Below are 17186 nucleotides of genomic sequence, written 5' to 3'. Positions count from 1 at the left end.
AAATAGTTAATGACTTTGGGTTTAGGCTGGGATCATGTCGAATCCAGCACCCGCCCTGGCCCTTACCGACGCCCAGCGCACCGTCCTGGAAGCGCTGGCCGCATCCCAGGTGGCCTCCCACCGGGAGGTGCAGCGGGCGCAGGTTCTGCTGATGGCCGCCGAGGGCCTGGCCAACGAGTGGATCGCCCGGGTGGTGGGCATCACCCCGGGCACGGTGCGCTCCTGGCGTACCCGCTTCGCCGAGGAAGGCCTGACCAAGCTCGGGAAGGTGCGTGGCGGGCGGGGACGCAAACCGGTGATCCCGCAGTCGACGATCGACGAAATCGTTGAGCTGACACAGAACTCAAAGCCTGAGGGACACACGCATTGGTCGGTGCGCACCATGGCCGCGAAGACCGGGGTCTCCCCGGCGCAGGTGCAACGCATCTGGTCTGCCCGCGGGTTGAAACCGCATCTGGTGAAGACCTTCAAACTCTCCACGGACCCGAAGTTCGAGGAAAAGCTCATCGACGTGTGCGGACTGTATTTGAACCCACCGGAGAACGCGATCGTGTTCTGCATGGACGAGAAGACCTCCATCCAGGCCCTGGACCGCTCCCAGCCGTCGTTGCCGATGACCAGGGGGCGGGCCGGGACGATGACCCACGACTACAAGCGCAACGGAACCACCACGCTCTTCGCGGCCCTGGAGGTCGCAACCGGAAAGGTCATCGGCTCCTGCGTTCCCAAGCACCGCCACGATGAATTCCTGGTGTTCCTGAAAACCATTGAAAAGGAAGTCCCGGCCGGCCTTCAGATCCACCTGGTCATCGACAACTACGCGACGCACAAGCATGCGAACGTGAAGGCGTGGCTGGCCAAACACCCACGGTTCCACCTGCATTTCACCCCGACCTCATCCTCGTGGTTGAACCTGGTGGAGCGGTGGTTCAGGGAGTTGACGGAGAAGGCGCTACGCCGTGGGGTCTTTCATTCAGTGCCTGATTTGATTGCGAAGATCGAGGAATACATCGAGGTGAACAATGCCGACCCGAAGCCTTTGGTGTGGACCGCGGATGCGGAGTCGATCCTGGAAAAAGTGGCTCGTGGCCGGGTTGCGCTCCAAGCCGTCAAGCAAAACTGAGACACTACACTAGGTGACACTTATCGCACGTTCCGCGCCCCGGAACGTGCGATAACTGTCACCCAGTTGGGCGGCCGGGGCGGCGTAGGAGTCCGCCCGGCTAAACTTGACTGCAGATACCTTCGCCGGAGCGCATCCTGCTCCGGCGCCATCACCTTTGAAAGGAATGCTGTGCTGCGCACACATGACCTTGGCTCTCTGCGGGCCGAGCACATCGGACAAACTGTCACCCTCTCCGGTTGGGTTGCCCGACGCCGTGACCACGGTGGTGTGGCCTTCCTTGACCTGCGCGACGCCTCCGGTGTGTCCCAGATTGTGGTGCGCGAGGAGGACGTGTTCCACGGCCTGCGCAACGAGTACGTGCTGCAGATCACCGGCACCGTGGAGCGCCGCCCCGAGGGCAACGAAAACGCCCACCTCGCCACCGGTGAAATCGAGGTCATCGCCGAGAACGTGGTGGTCCTCAACGAGGCCGCGCCGCTGCCGTTCCAGGTGGACGAGCACGTGGAGGTCGGCGAAGAGGCACGCCTGAAGCACCGCTACCTGGACCTGCGCCGTCCGGTCATGCAGCGCAACATCCGCCTGCGCAGCGAGGCCAACCGTGTGGCCCGCGAGCTGCTGCACGGGCAGGGCTACATCGAGATCGAGACCCCCACGCTGACCCGCTCCACCCCGGAAGGTGCCCGCGACTTCCTGGTGCCGGCCCGGCTGGCCCCCGGTTCCTGGTACGCCCTGCCGCAGTCCCCGCAGCTGTTCAAGCAGCTGCTGCAGGTGGGCGGCTTCGAGAAGTACTACCAGATCGCCCGCTGCTACCGCGACGAGGACTTCCGTGCGGACCGCCAGCCGGAATTCACCCAGCTGGACATCGAGGCCAGCTTCGTGGACCAGGAAGACATCATCGCCCTGGGCGAGAAGATCGTCTCCTCCCTCTGGAACCTCATTGACGTCCAGATCCCGCTGCCGATCCAGCGCATGACATACTGGGACGCCATGGCCCGCTACGGCTCCGACAAGCCGGACCTGCGCTTCGGCCAGGAGCTGACCGAGCTCACCGAGTTCTTCAAGGACACCGAGTTCGGGGTCTTCAAGGCCCCCTACGTCGGCGCCGTCGTCATGCCCGGCGGGGCCTCGCAGCCGCGCCGCACCCTGGATGCCTGGCAGGAATGGGCCAAGCAGCGCGGTGCCAAGGGCTTGGCCTACGTTCTGTACAAGGAGGACGGCGAGCTCACCGGCCCGGTGGCCAAGAACCTCACCGAGTTCGAGCGCGCCGGCCTGGCCGGCGCCGCCGGCGCCAAGCCCGGCGACTGCATCTTCTTCGCCGCCGGCGAGATCGGTGCCTCGCGCGCCCTGCTCGGTGCCGCCCGCGTGGAGATCGGCCACCGCACTGGCCTGATCGACCCCAGCGACTGGGCCTTCGTCTGGATTGTCGACGCTCCGATGTTCGAGCCGACCAGCCAGGCCGTGGGCTCCGGCGACGTGGCCATCGGCCACAGTGCCTGGACCGCCGTGCACCACGCGTTCACCTCGCCCAAGCCCGAGTTCATGGACACCTTCGACACGGATCCGGACAGCGCGCTGGCCTACGCCTACGACATCGTCTGCAACGGCAACGAGATCGGCGGCGGTTCCATCCGTATCCACCGCCGGGACGTGCAGGAGCGCGTGTTCGCCGTCATGGGCATCACCGAGGCGGAGGCGGACGAGAAGTTCGGCTTCCTGCTGGACGGCTTCAAGTTCGGTGCCCCGCCGCACGGTGGAATCGCCATCGGCTGGGACCGTGCCGTGTCCCTGCTGGCCGGCGCCGACTCCATCCGCGACGTCATCGCCTTCCCGAAGTCCGGCGGCGGCTACGACCCGCTGACCGCTGCCCCGGCGCCCATCACGGCGCAGCAGCGCAAGGAAGCCGGCGTGGACTTCAAGCCCGAGGCGAAGAAGGCCGAGTCCTAGCCAATAGTCCGACTGGTTCGACGGCGGCGCGCCTGTGCCGCTGAACGCGTGTGGCCTCCCGGAATTCGCGGGAGGCCACAGGCGTTTTCACGCACATTGTGGAGAGGAGCTTGCGATGGCCGCGATGAATGGGGCGGATCCGCTGCTGTTTGAAGTCTTGATGGATGCCGCCTGGCGGGCGCCCGAGCACGACGACGGCGGCGCCTGGGTGCTGCGCTCGGCCGGCGGGGTGACGCAGCGGGCCAACTCGGTGTGGCCGCGCCTTGCCGCGCCGGACCCCGTGGCCGAACTGGCGCGGGCCACGGACTGGTACGCCGCGCGCCGCCAGCCGGTGATCTTCCAGCTGCTGGCCCACGAACGCCACGCGGCCCTGGAGGAGCTGCTGGACCGGAGGCGGTTCAGCCGCAACTCCGAGACACTTGTCATGATCCGCCCGGCCCGCCCGGCTCCGCCGGCGGCGCAGTCGGCGGTGTCACCCGCGTCGTCGTATGCATCGTCACCCGCGTCGCCCTCGCGGGGGAACGCCGTCGAACTGGCCGACAACCCCAGCGAGGAGTGGCTGCAACTCTGGTGGCAGCTCGAGGGTCGGGGAGGTCCGGCGGAGCGGGCGGTGGCCGAGCGGATCCTGGCGGCCACGCCGTCGCGCTACGCCACCGTGTACGACGACACCGGCGGGGTGGCCGGCGTCGGACGCCTGGCGGTACTGGATGAATCTGCGGTTGTCGCAGCCGGGTCCGGCGGCACGGTTTCGGACGGCAGCCGGACCGGCGCGCGCTGGGGCGGCATCTACGCCATGGCCGTCCGCCCCGATGCCCGCCGACAGGGGGTGGCCGCGGCGATTCTCGACGCGCTGCTGGCCGACGGCGCCGCGCGCGGCGTGGCGGACTTCTTCCTGCTGGTCACGGCCGCCAATGCCGGTGCCCGGGAGCTCTATGCCGCAGCCGGCTTCGCCGAGGCGGCCCGCTACCACTACCGCCAGGCCCCGCTCCAGAGGGCATCTGGCGGCTGTTGAACCCATGGCAGTAAATGCTCCTTTGGGCGCCCAGAGGTGGGCCCACGGCGGCGAGGGCCCCGCAACAAGCTTGCGAGTTTCGGGAGCCGCCGGGGAATATCTACTGCGTCACAGTTGGGCGGGCGGGTCCGTGATGAGGATCTGCACTGCGGCAAAGTCCGCGGCCGCCTTCGCCAGTACGGCGGCCCGGGGGTCGGGGACGTCGATGATCCGCAGCCGGGCGCGGGTGGCATAGGCCTTCAAGGCCGGTTCGGCCAGCACCAGTTCAAGCAGGGCCTTGTCGCCGCCCAGGGCCAGGTATTCCACGGCATGCCCGTCGAACGCGGCAGCGGCGTCCAAGGCGACCCGTTCCACCAGGGCATCGGCCTGGTTGGCTCGGCGCCGGGCAAAACGTTGCTGCGATCCGCCGCCGGCGGCCGAGCGCGATTGCACGTAGCGGGTGCCGGCCTTGTGCTTGAGCAGTTCGGCACCGGCGGAAACCCCGACGGCGTAGCCGCCCCGGCGCACGAGGACCAGCCCCAGGGCGCGCGGCTGTGAGGCCAGCGCGGCCAGCCGCTCCACCTCGTCGGCACCCCGGCCGGGGCGGCCGTCCACGGGCCACGGAGCGCGCAGCAGTGCGGTGGCGCCGTCCGGGGCCACCAGCAGCACGCCGTCGTCGTGCACCCCGGCCTTGAGCGGAACACCCGGCCCGGCACCATGGCCCGCGGCAAAGCGCTCCACCCAGCCCGGCAGTCGGGCGGCGGACACGCGGGCAGTGCGGCTGGCTACATTCACGCGCACAAGCCTAGTGCCCGAGGGTCCCAAAACGAGCGGAGCGAGGGTGGGGAGGCCACAAGGCGCCAGTGCCCGCGGGGCCCAGGTCGGGCGGAGCGAGAATAGGGAGGCCACATGGCGCCGGCCGGGTGATGTCGGGGCGGCCCGATAGCCTAGGGGAGTGACTGATCTCTTTGACTCCGGCCTGGCGGACGCCGACGACGGCGACGGGGACGACGCCGGCAACGGAACCAGCGCGCCGGCCCGCCCGCGCAGCCCGCTGGCCGTGCGGATGCGCCCGCGCAGCCTGGACGAGGTGGTGGGCCAGCAGCAGCTGCTGGGTGCCGGTTCGCCGCTGCGCCTGCTGGCCTCCGGTGCAGGCGCAGCGGGCCCGGCCGGGCCCAGCTCGGTGATCCTCTGGGGTCCGCCCGGCACCGGCAAGACCACGCTGGCCCATGTCATCGCCCGCGGGCCCGGCCGGACGTTCGTCGAACTGTCCGCGATCACCGCCGGCGTCAAGGATGTCCGCAAGGTGATGGACGATGCCCTCACCAACCGGGATCTGCACGGGCGCACCACTGTGCTGTTCCTGGACGAGATCCACCGCTTCAACAAGGCCCAGCAGGATGCCCTGCTCCCCGGTGTGGAAAACCGTTGGGTGGTGCTCATTGCCGCCACCACCGAAAACCCCTCCTTCTCCGTGGTCTCGCCGCTGCTTTCGCGCTCCATCCTGCTCACCTTGAAGCCGCTCACCAATGACGACATCCACGGCCTGCTGCTGCGCGCTGTGGCGGATCCGCGCGGCTTGGACGGCAAGGTGGTCCTCAGCGAGGAGGCCTTGGACCATCTTGTCCGGCTGGCCGCGGGGGATGCACGCCGTGCGTTGACCACGCTTGAGGCGGCAGCCGGCGTCGCCCTGTCGGGACAACCCGGGGTCAAGGCCAAGGCGGCCCAGGGCGAGGGCCTGCCGGGGCTGGAACTGCCGCCCGCCGTCGTCGAGCTGGCCGACGCCGAGCGCGCCATCGACGCCGCGGCCGTCCGCTACGACCGGGCGGGCGACCAGCACTATGACGTCATCAGTGCCTTCATCAAGTCCATCCGCGGCTCCGACGTCGATGCCGCGCTGCACTACCTGGCCCGGATGCTGGAGGCGGGGGAGGACCCGCGCTTCATTGCCCGGCGGATCATGATTTCCGCGGCGGAGGACGTGGGGATGGCCGATCCCACGGCACTTCAAACGGCGGTGGCCGCGGCGCAGGCCGTGGCGCTGATCGGCATGCCCGAGGCGCGGATCATCCTGGCCGAGGCGGTGGTGCATCTGGCGACGGCGCCCAAATCCAACGCGGCCTACAACGGGATCAACTCCGCCATTGCCGATGTCCGGGCCGGCCGCGGCACCACCATTCCGCCGCACCTGCGCGATGCCCACTATCCGGGGGCCGCGCAGCTGGGCCACGGCAAGGGCTACTTCTACGCCCACGACGCCCCGCATTCGGTGGCGCCGCAGCAATATCCGCCGGACGATCTCATCGGCCGGGACTACTACACACCCACCACCAACGGGGCCGAACGGGACATTTCCACCCGGCTGGCACGGCTGCGTGCCATTGTCCGCGGCGAGGGCAGTAAATAGGCCGCGGGAAACAACTGGTAGAATTAACGCTGCACTGGCAAGCCTTGGCTCCATACCCGCTGCATTTCCCGGTTCGGCACGGATTTTTCCGCGCCAAAGCGCTGGAGACGGGTATGCCCAGCGGCTGCAGCGATGGGCAGTGGCAGCCCTAACTCTCCATGATGGAGGCCAGCTATTCCACAAAGCCCCTCCGGGGGCTTTTGCCACACGTTTACCGAAAGGACACACAAGTGTCTAACACTCTGCGTGCCCGCCGGCAGACCCGCCTTTCGCGGTCTCTCGGCATTGCTCTGACCCCCAAGGCTGCCAAGTACCTGGAGCGTCGTCCGTACGGCCCCGGCGAGCACGGTCGTGCCCGCAAGAAGCAGGACAGCGACTACGCGGTACGTCTGCGCGAAAAGCAGCGTCTGCGCGCCCAGTACGGCATCCGCGAGGCACAGATGACCCGTGCCTTCGAAGAAGCCAAGCGCACCAAGGGCCTGACCGGTGAGAACCTGGTCGAGCTGCTGGAAATGCGTCTGGACGCCCTGGTTCTGCGTGCCGGCTTCGCCCGCACCACCGCCCAGGCCCGCCAGTTGGTTGTGCACCGCCACATCATGGTTGACGGCGCCCGCGTGGACCGCCCGTCCTTCCGCGTGGCCGAGGGTCAGCTGATCCACGTTCACCCGCGCAGCCAGACCATGGCCCCGCTGCAGGTTGCCGCCGCCGGTGCACACCGCGACGTGCTGCCCAACGTTCCGGCCTACCTGGACGTCAAGTTGGAAAGCCTCCAGGCCCGCCTGGTGCGCCGCCCGAAGCGCTCCGAGGTCCCCGTGACCTGCGAAGAGCAGCTGGTCGTCGAATTCTACTCGCGCTAAGCACTCCTTAGCTAAGAGGGTTTGCCGGCCGCCCCAGTGGCGGCCGGCAGACCACCACCTAACAGCCCGCGGCACACGCCGCGGGCTGTTTTGTAGGTAAGGTACTAAAGATGCGTCCTTGCCGATGGCAGGACGTCCTATCCGAAGATCTCCCACAGCGGAGAAGTCCTACCCAGAGGAAACGAGGGGGCCGCCATGAGTGGTGGAGATATTGCTGGCCTGATTGCCGCAGGCGTGTTTGCCGTGCTGGTGGCCATCCTGGCCGTCCCCGTGCTGAAACTGGGCAATGTCTTTGACGAGATGCGCTCCACCATCAAGCAACTGAGCGACGGGACCACGCCGCTGATCGACGAGGTCACCGCCACGGTGTCCACCACCAATGCGCAGTTGAAGAAGGTGGATGGCATGACCACCAATGTCTCGGACGCCACGGCCAACATCTCTGCCCTGTCCTCGCTGTTCGCCGCCACCCTGGGCCAGCCGTTGATCAAGGTCGCGGCCTTCTCCTATGGTGTGCGCTCCGCCCTGGCCGGGCGCCGCAGCACCCGTTCGCGCCCCTCGCGCAGCCGCTAGGAACAAAGGAAAGACAGATATGAAGACAATCTTCTGGCTGGCTGCCGGCATCGCCATTGGCGTGGTCGGCGTACGCAAGTATTCCCAGGTCCGCGGCTCCCTGGGCCCGGAGGGCCTGAACCGCGCGGTGGGTAAACTGAGTGATAGTTTCCTCGAATTTGCCGATGCCATCCGCGAGGGCAGCGCCGAGCGCGAAGCCGAGCTGCGTGCCGCCCTGGGCGTTGACGCCGTCGAACACCGGGCCGCCACGCGCCCCTAGCCCCGGCGCCACTTCCCGAATGGGAACACCGGCGGGCGCTCCCCGCTGGAAGCACCGCCGGGCAGCGCATCTGCTCAACACGCAAGTCATTTACAACGAAGGGTCCACCAGGATTATGAAATCCCACGAAATTGCCAGCCGCTGGATTGAGTTTTTCAGCTCCAAGGGCCACACCCCGGTGGAGTCCGCGTCGCTGGTTTCCTCTGACCCGTCGCTGCTGTTCACCGTGGCCGGCATGGTCCCCTTCATCCCGTACCTGACCGCCCGCGAAGAGGCCCCCTTCCCGCGCGCCACCAGCGTCCAGAAGTGCATCCGCACCGGCGACATCGAAGAAGTGGGCAAGACCGCCCGCCACGGCACGTTCTTCCAGATGTGCGGCAACTTCTCCTTCGGCGACTACTTCAAGCGCGAGGCCATCGGCTACGCCTGGGAGCTGCTGACCACCCCCGTGGCCGACGGCGGCTACGGGCTGGACAAGAGCCGGCTCTGGGTCACCGTCTACCAGGACGACGACGAGGCCGCCGCCCTGTGGGAAGAGGTGGCCGGCATGCCCGCCGAGCGCATCCAGCGGATGGGCATGAAGGACAACTACTGGTCCACCGGCCAGCCCGGCCCGGCCGGCCCCTGCTCGGAGATCTACTACGACCGCGGCCCGTCCTACGGCCCCGAGGGCGGCCCCGCCGTCGACGATGTGCGCTACATCGAGATCTGGAACCTCGTGTTCATGCAGTTCCAGCGCGGCGAGGGCATCGGCAAGGACAACTTCGAAATCCTTGGCGAGCTGCCGAAGAAGAACATTGACACCGGCCTGGGCCTGGAGCGCCTGGCGCTGATCCTGCAGGGCGTGGAGAACTTCTACGAGACCGACCAGGTCCGCCCCGTCCTGGACGTCGCCGCCCAGCTCTCCGGCAAGGAATACACCTCCGCCGAAACGGCCGAGGACCCGCACCACACGGACGATGTCCGCATGCGCGTGGTGGCCGACCACATCCGTTCGTCCCTGATGCTGATCGCCGACGGCGTCGCCCCCTCCAACGAGGGCCGCGGCTATGTGCTGCGCCGCCTGATCCGCCGTGCGGTGCGCGCCATGCGCCTGCTGGGCGTGGAGCGCGCCTGCCTGCCCGAGCTGCTGACCGCCTCGCGGGACGCCATGAAGGGTGCCTACCCGGTGGTGGAGAGCGATTTCGAGCGCATCAGCCGGATCGCCTACGCCGAGGAGCGCGCCTTCCTGCGCACCATCGCCAGCGGCACCGCCCGCCTGGAGGAGGCCGTCAAGGAGTCCAAGGCCGCCAACACCAACCTCTCCGGTGCCGACGCCTTTGCCCTGCACGACACCTACGGCTTCCCGATCGACCTCACGCTGGAAATGGCCGAAGAGGCAGGACTGGCCGTCGACGAGGCCGGCTTCCGTTCCCTCATGCTCGAGCAGCGCCAGCGCGCGCAGGCCGATGCCCGCGAGAAGAAGAGCGGCCACGCCGACCTGACGGTCTTCCATGAGCTGCTGGCCCAGGGCGAGACGGTCTTCACCGGCTACAAGGAGCTCGACGGCGAATCCCGCATCCGCTCCATCCTCTCCGCCGGCCGCCCGGTCAGCTTCGCCTCCACCGGCGACGAGGTGGAGATCGTCCTGGCCGAGACGCCCTTCTACGCGGAGGCCGGCGGCCAGGCCGCCGACACCGGCCTGATCTCCGGCGACGGTTTTGTGGTCGAGGTGCTGGACGTGCAGAAGCCGATCAAGGGCCTGAGCGTGCACAAGGCAGTGGTGCGCGAGGGCGAGCTGCCCGCCGATGCCCTGGTCCGCGCCGCCGTCGACCGCGAACGCCGCCACGCCGCCGAGCAGGCCCACACCGGCACCCACATTGTGCACGCCGCCCTGCACCAGATCCTGGGCCCGGAGGCGCTGCAGCGCGGTTCCTTCAACAAGGCCGGCTACCTGCGCTTCGACTTCTCCTGGGGCGAGGGCCTCAGCGCCGCGACGCGCTCGGAGATCGAGGAAGTCTCCAACATCGCCATCCGCAACAACCACCAGGTCCAGACCACGGTGATGGGCCTGGATGCCGCCAAGTCCATGGGTGCCACTGCGCTGTTCGGCGAGAACTACGGTTCCGAGGTGCGTGTGGTGGAGATCGACGGCGCCTGGTCGCGCGAGCTGTGTGGTGGCACGCACGTCGACAGCACCTCCCGGATCGGCAGCCTGACGCTGCTGGGTGAGGGGTCCGTGGGTTCGGGCAACCGCCGCGTGGAGGCCTTCGTGGGCATGGACGCGTTCCGCCACCTGGCCGCCGAGCGCGCCCTGGTCAGCGAGCTCACCGACATGCTCAAGGTGCCCTCCAACCTGCTGCAGGAGCGCATCGCCGCCACGCTGTCCAAGCTGAAGACGGCCGAGAAGGAGCTGGAGCGCCTGCGCAAGGAGCAGCTCACGGCCGCCGCCGCGAACCTGGTTTCCACGGCCCGTGACGCCCGCGGCGTCAGCGTGATCGCCCACGACGCCGGCCAGGTCGGCGGCACGGAGGATCTCCGTGTGCTGGCGCTGGACCTGCGCAACCGTCTGGGCTCGGCCCCGGCCACCGTGGCCGTTGCCGGTGTGGCCAACGACCGCCCGATGGTCCTGGTGGCCACGAACGAGGCGGCCCGCGCCGAAGGCGTCAAGGCCGGTGCCCTGGTCAAGCTGGCCGCCGGCATCCTCGGCGGCGGCGGCGGCGGCAAGGACGACGTCGCCCAGGGCGGCGGCAGCGATGCCGGCAAGGTGGGTGCCGCACTGGCGGCCATCGCCACGGCCATCGACACCCGCTCCTAGGACTGCCGCATGAGCGCGATGGCATATCCGAAGGGTGCCAAGCTGGGCGTGGACGTGGGAACCGTCCGCGTCGGACTGGCGGCCTGCGATCCCGATTCCATTCTGGCCACCCCGGTGCGCACCTTGAGTCGGGACGTGAAAAAGAACTCGGATATCGCCATCGTGCTGCGGGAGGTGCGTGAGCGCGGCATTGTGGAAATTTTTGTTGGCCTTCCGCGAACACTCAAGGGTGCTGAAAAGGCCTCTGCAGAAATGGCCAGAGCCTACGCAAACCTCTTGGTTGGCGCACTGGTGGGGGCAGAATTAAGCGTTCCGGTGCGCTTGGTTGACGAGCGCCTCAGCACCGTTTCCGCCCACCAATCCCTCCGCGCGGCTGGCATGGACAGTCGCGACCACCGTAAAGTGGTGGATCAAGTAGCCGCCGCCGGCATCCTCCAGCATGCCATTGACATGGAGAAGTCCCGGGGCGGAACGGTGGGGACCTTGGTTCCTGCTCCCCAAACCGGTGCCGTGGGGCGCACTGGTGCCCCGGACCAAGCTAAGGACGAGACGATCACATCCATCGCATCCCCAGGATCCGTTCTGTGAGCCATCCGTTCCCCGGCCGCCGCTCCAATGGCCCGCGCGGACATGATCCGCACGGCGCCCATGCCTACACCGCCCACCGGCACGCCTACACCGCCCACCGGCACGCCTACGCCCCCGACGAGCACGCGGCCGTCCCCGACAAGCACCAGTACGCCGGCGACGGGCACGTTGAAGCCTACGAGGACCACTACGAGGACGCCGAGCACCCCGTCTACGCACCGGACGCCCCAAGCCGGAAGTCGCGCCGGGTGTCCAAGCGCGTCAAGCGGCGCCGCCGCACCCTGGCCTTTTTGGTGGTGCTGGCGCTCTTTGCCGGTGTGGTGTTCTTTGTGGTCCAGGCCGTCAAGCCCATGTTTGCCGGTGCCGGCTCCGATGATTTCCCCGGCCCCGGACACGGGTCCATCAGCTTTGTGGTGCCCGAAGGCGCCACCGGACGCACCGTGGCGACGGCGTTGAAGGAGAATGGCGTGGTGGCCAGCGAATCGGCCTTCCTCACCGCCCTCACCGACGCCCAGGCCACCGCCAAGATCCAGCCCGGAACCTTCCAAATGAAATTGGAGATGAAGGCGTCCGACGCCGTGGCCCTGCTGGTGGCACCCGGCGGGGACAAGGTCCACTACGCCGCCATCGAGCAAAACCTGCGCCAGAACGATGTGCTGCAATTGCTGGCCACCGCCACCTCCACGCCGCTGGAGACCTACAAGGCGCTGGCCGCTGCGCCGGCGTCGTTCGGCCTGCCACCCCAGGCCAAGAGCCTGGAGGGCTACCTGGCGCCGGGCGAGTACCGCTTCCCGGTGGACATGACGCCCCAGCAGATCCTGGCCCAATTGGTCAAGACCACCAAGGACGAGCTCGTCGCCGCCGGCGTCACCAGCGCCAACGAACAGTATCGCGTGCTCACGATTGCCAGCATCATCGAGGCCGAGGGCAACGAGGCCAACTACGCGATGATTTCCGGGGCGATCGAAAACCGGCTCAACAACCCGAACGCCGAGACCGGTGGCCGGCTCGAGTCCGATGCCACGGTGGCCTATGGGCTGGGCATCAAGACGTACAACATCAGCGACGCCCAGAAGGCCGACAAGACGAACCTGTACAACACGTTCGCCAACCCGGGACTGCCGGCGGGGCCGATCGGTTCGCCGAAGTCCACAGCCATCACGGCCGCGGCCCATCCGCAGAGCAACGCGTACTACTTCTGGGTCACGGTTGACCTCTCGACGGGGGAGACCCTGTACGCTGCGACCTATGCCGAGCACCTGAAGAACGTGGCCAAGTACACGGCCTGGTGCACCGCCAACCCGGGGAAGTGCAACTAGGTGGATACCTTGCCAACCAGCGGCATCCTCCCCGGCGCCGGGAGCCGCCCGCGCCACGGCGCCGTGCTGGGCCACCCCATCGGCCACTCCAAATCGCCGGCCCTGCACCGGGCCGCCTATGCGCATCTGGGCCTGGACTACGCCTACACCGCCATCGACGTCGAGCAGGACGGTGTGGCAGCGCTGGCCGAGCGGGTGCGCCGGGACGGGGACTGGTACGGACTCTCCGTCACCATGCCGCTCAAGGGCGCCATCATCGCCCCGCTGGATGAGCTGAGCGCGACGGCGGCCACCTTGGGTGCCGTCAACACGGTGGTGGTCGACGGCGCACGCCTCTCCGGCCACAACACCGACGTCGCCGGCATCGTCAACGCCCTGCGCCACGCGGGCGTGGGGCCTGCGCCACGGGCGGCCATCCTCGGCGGTGGCGGCACGGCCGTCTCCGCCGTGGCGGCACTGGCCCGGCTCGGCGCCCCCGGCGTGGACGTCTTTGTCCGCGACGGGGCCAAGGCCGCCTCGACGGCGGATGTTGCCGCCGCCGTCGGCCTGCCGTGCACTCTGCGCGGGTTCGATGGCGCGGCCGCGGCCCTTCCCGGCTACGACGTCGTCATCTCCACGCTGCCGCCGCGCGCCGCGGATCCGCTGGCCGAGGCGCTGGCCGGGGCGGCGCTGGCGGGACGGTTCCTGTTGGACGTTGCCTACGATCCCTGGCCCAGTGCGATTGCCGCGGCCTGGACGGCGGGCGGGGGCACCATCGTGGCCGGCATCGAGATGCTGCTTTACCAGGCCGTGGAGCAGGTCAAACTTTTCACCCCGGCGGGCACGTTCGCCGCACCCGGCACGGAGTTGGACGTCATCAATGTGATGTGCAACTCATTAGGCTTGGCCCGGCGCTAACCGCGGCGGCCACTCATGGCAGGATGGATTTTATGTTGCGTTGGTTGACCGCCGGTGAGTCTCATGGCCCGGCACTCGTGGGAATTATTGAAGGTGTGCCGGCCGGCGTCGAGCTGACCAGCACCCAAATCCAGGCGGCGCTGGCCCGCCGCCGGCTCGGCTACGGGCGCGGCGCCCGGATGAAGTTCGAGCAGGACGTTGTCACCATCCTCGGCGGCGTCCGCCACGGCGTGACCCAGGGCGGCCCCGTCGCCATCCAGATCGCCAACTCCGAGTGGCCCAAGTGGGAGCAGATCATGTCCGCCGATCCGGTGGACCCCGCCGTGCTGGCCGACCAGGCCCGCAACGCACCCCTCACCCGGCCGCGCCCCGGCCACGCCGATTTCACCGGCATGCAGAAATACGGCTTCGAGGAGGCCCGCCCGGTGCTTGAGCGCGCCAGCGCCCGCGAAACCGCTGCCCGCGTCGCCCTGGGCGCCGTTGCCGCCTCCATCCTGAAGTCCCTGGACATCGAGCTGGTCAGCCATACGACGGCGATTGCCGCCGTGGAGGTGCCCGAGGGCTCCGAGCTGCCGCTGCCCAGCGACGTTGAGGCGCTGGACGCCGATCCGCTGCGCTGCTTCGACGCCGCCACCTCCACCGCCATGGTGGCCGAGGTGGACGCCGCCCACAAGGAGGGTGAGACCCTCGGCGGCATCGTGGAGGTGCTGGCCTATGGACTGCCGCCGGGACTGGGCAGCTACGTGCACTGGGACCGCCGCCTGGACGCCCGCCTGGCCGGTGCCCTGATGGGCATCCAGGCCATCAAGGGTGTCGAGGTGGGCGATGGCTTCCGCACCGCGGCCCGCCGCGGCTCCGCCGCCCACGATGAGATCGAGCGCGACGAAAACGGCACCATCGTCCGCACCTCCAACCGCGCCGGCGGCATCGAGGGCGGCATGAGCATTGGCGATGTGCTGCGCGTCCGCGCGGCCATGAAGCCGATCGCCACCGTGCCGCGTGCGCTGAAGACCATCGACGTGGCCACCGGCGAGCCGGCCAAGGCCCACCACCAGCGCTCGGACGTCTGTGCCGTGCCCGCCGCCGGTGTGGTGGCCGAGGCCATGGTTGCCCTGGTCCTGGCCGACGCCGTCGCCGAGAAGTTCGGCGGCGACTCCATCGCCGAGACCTCCCGCAACCTTAAGAACTACCTGGCCAACATCCCCTCGGCCCTGGACACCCTGGGTCAGTGAGCGGCAGCGAGCCGGCCCGCGCCGGCGCCGCAGCGGGGTCCAGCCTGCGCCGCCCCGTCGCCCTGATCGGGCCGATGGCCGTGGGCAAAACGGCCATCGGCACCGATCTGGCGGCTGCCCTGGGGGTACCGTTCGTGGACACCGATGCGGTGATCGTGGCCAAGCACGGTGCCATTGCCGGCATCTTTGCCAGCCACGGCGAACGGCATTTCCGCCAGCTGGAGGCCAAGACCATCGCCGGCATCCTTGACCCGGCCTCGGCCGGCGGGGCCAAGGTGTGCGTGCTCTCCCTCGGCGGCGGCGCCGTGCTTGATTCCGGCACCCAGCAGCTGCTGCACCGGGCCACTGTGGTCCACCTCGACGCCGACCTCGATACGGTCCGGGACCGGATCCGCAAGAACACCGGGCGCCCGCTGCTGGACGGCGGCGCCGATGCGGCGGTGCGTTGGCAGCAGCTGGCAACGGTCCGCACCCCCGTCTACCGGCGGCTGGCGGACATCACCCTCGACGTGCGCCACGGCAGCGTCGCGGAGCTGGTGGCCGCCCTGACCGCCGCCCTGACCATTCATCCGCACCACCAGAACGGACCATTGTGAGCAGCAGTTCAACCATCATCCAGGTCACCGGCTCCGCCCCCGCGGAGAACTACGACGTCGTCGTCGGCCGCGGGCTCCTGGCGGAGCTGCCGGCCTTGCTGGGCGAGCGCGTCCGCCGCGTCCTGGTCATCCACCCGCGCGCACTTCGGCTCACCGGCGACACCGTCCGGGACGAGCTGGCCGCGGCCGGCTTCACCGCGCTGACCGCGGAGATCCCCGACGCCGAGGAGGGCAAGCACATCCAGGTGGCCGCCTTCTGCTGGCAGGTGCTGGGGCAGAACGATTTCACCCGCTCCGATGCCATCGTGGCAGTGGGCGGCGGCGCCGTGACCGACCTGGCCGGCTTTGTCGCCGCCACCTGGCTGCGCGGGGTCAAGGTCATCCACATGCCCACCTCGCTGCTGGGCATGGTGGACGCGGCCGTTGGCGGGAAGACCGGCATCAACACCGCCGAGGGCAAGAACCTGGTGGGCGCCTTCCACCCGCCCGCCGCCGTGCTGGCCGACCTGGACACGCTGGCCACCTTGCCGCCGAACGAGCTCATCTCCGGCATGGCCGAGGTGGTCAAGTGCGGTTTCATCGCCGATCCCGCCATCCTGGACCTGATTGAGGCGCAGCCCGAGGCCGTCAAGGATGCCGGATCCGACGCCGTGCGCCAGCTGATCGAGCGCGCCATCGCCGTCAAGGCCCGGGTGGTCTCGGAGGACCTGAAGGAATCGGGGCTGCGTGAGATCCTCAACTACGGCCACACGTTGGGCCACGCGATCGAGCTGGTGGAGCGTTACTCCTGGCGCCACGGCGCCGCAGTCTCGGTGGGCATGATGTTTGCCGCCGAGCTGGCGCGCAGCGTGGGCCGGCTGACCGACGCCGATGCGGACCGGCACCGGACCATCCTGGAGGGCCTGGGCCTGCCCGTCACCTACCGCCGCGACAGGTGGCAGGGGCTGCTCGACGGCATGCGCCGGGACAAGAAGTCCCGCGGCGACCTGCTGCGCTTTGTGGTCCTGGACGGCATCGCCAAGCCCGGCATCCTGGATGTGCCCGACACATCCCTCCTGTTTGCCGCCTACCAGGAAATTGCCTCGTAGCCATGGGCCTGAAGGACTGGCCCTACGGAGGATTCCCGGGAACGGCGGTGAATCCGCGCACATTGCTGCCCGAGGTGGTGGAGCCGGAGGTCTGCTCCGAGGCGCTGGAACGCTCCACCGACCCGGCGGACGAGGTCTTCGTGCTGCTCGCCCAGGGCCGGGTGGGGGAGGCCGCCGAGGCCGCCGCCGAGGCCCGGCTGAAGGACCCGTCGTCGTTCAGCCTCCAGGTGCTCGACGCCGACATCCTGCGCGCCAACGGAGACACCGAGCGCGCGCTGGCCAGGTTGAAGGTGCTGCGCGCCGATGTGGCCAACACGGCCAATGAATCCTGGGTGCACCAGGCGCTGGGCAAGGTGTATTTTTCGGCCGGCAACTACGCCGCCGCGGCCAACTCCTTTGCGCTGGCCCTGGACCAGCGGGTGGCCGCCGGGGCCGATGCCGCAGCCATCTATTCCTCCACTGTGGCCCTGCGCCGGGCCCGGGACCTGCAGGACAGCGCGGAGTAGTTTTCC

16 protein-coding genes are annotated in these 17186 nt (G+C 68.8%); 15 read left to right on the top strand and 1 reads right to left on the bottom strand.

The window, feature by feature from the left end; all coding sequences use genetic code 11:
• The first annotated feature begins 34 nt into the window (after positions 1 to 34).
• From ACQCSX_RS05390 to ACQCSX_RS05380, 3 genes are all read left to right on the top strand, one after another.
• On the top strand, positions 35 to 1123 hold the full coding sequence (locus tag ACQCSX_RS05390; protein ID WP_427015746.1) for an IS630 family transposase: 1089 nt from the start codon (positions 35 to 37) through the stop codon (positions 1121 to 1123).
• 171 nt (positions 1124 to 1294) lie between these two features.
• The gene (gene aspS / locus ACQCSX_RS05385; protein WP_427018040.1) at positions 1295 to 3070 is read left to right on the top strand and encodes an aspartate--tRNA ligase; all 1776 of its coding nucleotides are present in this window, start codon (positions 1295 to 1297) and stop codon (positions 3068 to 3070) included.
• A 115-nt stretch (positions 3071 to 3185) separates the two neighbouring features.
• Positions 3186 to 4082, top strand: a complete 897-nt coding sequence (locus ACQCSX_RS05380) for a GNAT family N-acetyltransferase (protein WP_427018039.1) — start codon at positions 3186 to 3188, stop codon at positions 4080 to 4082.
• A 108-nt stretch (positions 4083 to 4190) separates the two neighbouring features.
• On the opposite strand, the gene ACQCSX_RS05375 is transcribed toward ACQCSX_RS05380, so the two are convergent.
• Entirely contained in the window at positions 4191 to 4856 is a 666-nt protein-coding gene (locus ACQCSX_RS05375; protein ID WP_427018038.1) for an acVLRF1 family peptidyl-tRNA hydrolase, read from the bottom strand.
• A 160-nt stretch (positions 4857 to 5016) separates the two neighbouring features.
• Here ACQCSX_RS05375 and ACQCSX_RS05370 point away from each other — a divergent pair, with 160 nt between their 5' ends.
• The 12 genes from ACQCSX_RS05370 to ACQCSX_RS05315 all read left to right on the top strand — a co-directional run bounded on the left by ACQCSX_RS05370 (position 5017) and on the right by ACQCSX_RS05315 (position 17180).
• The gene (locus ACQCSX_RS05370) at positions 5017 to 6468 is read left to right on the top strand and encodes a replication-associated recombination protein A (protein ID WP_427018037.1); all 1452 of its coding nucleotides are present in this window, start codon (positions 5017 to 5019) and stop codon (positions 6466 to 6468) included.
• Positions 6469 to 6698: 230 nt separating this feature from the next.
• Entirely contained in the window at positions 6699 to 7325 is a 627-nt protein-coding gene (gene rpsD, locus ACQCSX_RS05365; RefSeq protein WP_427018036.1) for a 30S ribosomal protein S4, read from the top strand.
• Positions 7326 to 7520: 195 nt separating this feature from the next.
• Complete coding sequence (locus tag ACQCSX_RS05360; RefSeq protein ID WP_427018035.1) at positions 7521 to 7898, top strand: DUF948 domain-containing protein; 378 nt, start codon at positions 7521 to 7523, stop codon at positions 7896 to 7898.
• A 19-nt stretch (positions 7899 to 7917) separates the two neighbouring features.
• Positions 7918 to 8157, top strand: a complete 240-nt coding sequence (locus ACQCSX_RS05355; protein WP_427018034.1) for a hypothetical protein — start codon at positions 7918 to 7920, stop codon at positions 8155 to 8157.
• A gap of 115 nt (positions 8158 to 8272) precedes the next feature.
• Complete coding sequence (gene alaS / locus ACQCSX_RS05350; protein WP_427018033.1) at positions 8273 to 10954, top strand: alanine--tRNA ligase; 2682 nt, start codon at positions 8273 to 8275, stop codon at positions 10952 to 10954.
• A 9-nt stretch (positions 10955 to 10963) separates the two neighbouring features.
• Positions 10964 to 11542 (top strand): Holliday junction resolvase RuvX, encoded by a 579-nt coding sequence (ruvX, locus tag ACQCSX_RS05345; protein WP_427018032.1) that lies wholly within the window; start codon positions 10964 to 10966, stop codon positions 11540 to 11542.
• Entirely contained in the window at positions 11539 to 12861 is a 1323-nt protein-coding gene (locus ACQCSX_RS05340; protein WP_427018031.1) for an endolytic transglycosylase MltG, read from the top strand. Before ruvX ends, ACQCSX_RS05340 begins: the two co-directional genes overlap by 4 nt.
• Before the next feature lie 9 nt (positions 12862 to 12870).
• Positions 12871 to 13758 carry a shikimate dehydrogenase gene (locus tag ACQCSX_RS05335; protein ID WP_427018030.1) on the top strand — a complete coding sequence of 296 codons (888 nt, stop codon included), beginning with the start codon at positions 12871 to 12873 and terminating at the stop codon, positions 13756 to 13758.
• Positions 13759 to 13790: 32 nt separating this feature from the next.
• Entirely contained in the window at positions 13791 to 14990 is a 1200-nt protein-coding gene (gene aroC, locus ACQCSX_RS05330) for a chorismate synthase (protein WP_427018029.1), read from the top strand.
• Between the two features lie 74 nt (positions 14991 to 15064).
• Positions 15065 to 15586 (top strand): shikimate kinase, encoded by a 522-nt coding sequence (locus ACQCSX_RS05325; RefSeq protein WP_427018973.1) that lies wholly within the window; start codon positions 15065 to 15067, stop codon positions 15584 to 15586.
• A complete protein-coding gene (gene aroB / locus ACQCSX_RS05320) occupies positions 15583 to 16674 on the top strand; it encodes a 3-dehydroquinate synthase (protein ID WP_427018028.1) in 1092 nt (363 codons plus the stop codon). The genes ACQCSX_RS05325 and aroB overlap by 4 nt, the downstream gene beginning before the upstream one ends.
• Positions 16675 to 16721: 47 nt before the next feature.
• Positions 16722 to 17180, top strand: a complete 459-nt coding sequence (locus tag ACQCSX_RS05315) for a tetratricopeptide repeat protein (RefSeq protein WP_427018027.1) — start codon at positions 16722 to 16724, stop codon at positions 17178 to 17180.
• Positions 17181 to 17186 lie beyond the last annotated feature (6 nt).

Source organism: Pseudarthrobacter sp. P1, assembly GCF_050156935.1.
Taxonomy (GTDB): Bacteria; Actinomycetota; Actinomycetes; order Actinomycetales; family Micrococcaceae; genus Specibacter.
The sequence above is the reverse complement of the archived record's forward strand: the minus strand, read 5'-3'. Positions and strand labels throughout refer to the sequence as shown.

Bases quoted from the DNA above. Each gene is read 5' to 3' on its own strand.
- alaS (WP_427018033.1), top strand. From the start codon at position 8,273: ATGAAATCCCACGAAATTGCCAGCCGCTGGATTGAGTTTTTCAGCTCC.
- ACQCSX_RS05360 (WP_427018035.1), top strand. From the start codon at position 7,521: ATGAGTGGTGGAGATATTGCTGGCCTGATTGCCGCAGGCGTGTTTGCC.
- ACQCSX_RS05380 (WP_427018039.1), top strand. From the start codon at position 3,186: ATGGCCGCGATGAATGGGGCGGATCCGCTGCTGTTTGAAGTCTTGATG.
- ACQCSX_RS05325 (WP_427018973.1), top strand. From the start codon at position 15,065: ATGGCCGTGGGCAAAACGGCCATCGGCACCGATCTGGCGGCTGCCCTG.
- aroC (WP_427018029.1), top strand. From the start codon at position 13,791: ATGTTGCGTTGGTTGACCGCCGGTGAGTCTCATGGCCCGGCACTCGTG.
- ACQCSX_RS05355 (WP_427018034.1), top strand. From the start codon at position 7,918: ATGAAGACAATCTTCTGGCTGGCTGCCGGCATCGCCATTGGCGTGGTC.
- ACQCSX_RS05390 (WP_427015746.1), top strand. From the start codon at position 35: ATGTCGAATCCAGCACCCGCCCTGGCCCTTACCGACGCCCAGCGCACC.
- ruvX (WP_427018032.1), top strand. From the start codon at position 10,964: ATGAGCGCGATGGCATATCCGAAGGGTGCCAAGCTGGGCGTGGACGTG.